1 protein-coding gene is annotated in these 409 nt (G+C 50.9%); it reads right to left on the bottom strand.

Annotated features, from left to right (window positions below; translation table 11 throughout):
• A partial coding sequence (locus ACYVTD_RS17325) for a toprim domain-containing protein (protein ID WP_461248874.1) occupies nucleotides 1–409 on the bottom strand: 409 nt, incomplete at both ends.

Below are 409 nucleotides of genomic sequence, written 5' to 3'. Positions count from 1 at the left end.
GGCCCGCCGTAACAAGTTCCTCAAAATAAGAGAGGAAGAAGGTTAAAAGCAGGTTTCGTATGTGGAAGCCGTCGAAGTCGGCATCGGTGGCGATTACTATTTTCGCGTAACGGAGGCCTTCGATGTCGTTGTCGATGCCCAGGGCCATCATCATGTTGAAAAGTTCCTCGTTTTTGTAGATGGCGGCGCGTTTTTTTCCGTAGACGTTCTCCACTTTGCCGCGAAGCGAGAAAATCGCCTGCGTCAGCACGTTCCTGCTTGAAACTATCGAGCCGGAGGCGGAGTCGCCTTCCGTGATAAAAATGGTGGACTCTTTCCCCTCTTTGCCGTCTTCTAGATGGTACTTGCAGTCTTTAAGCTTGGGGATTTTAAGGGCGATCTTTCTCGCCGCTTCACGCGCCTCTTTTTT

The organism is Treponema sp. R6D11 (assembly GCF_054786075.1).
This window is presented reverse-complemented; position numbering and strand designations above follow the sequence as displayed.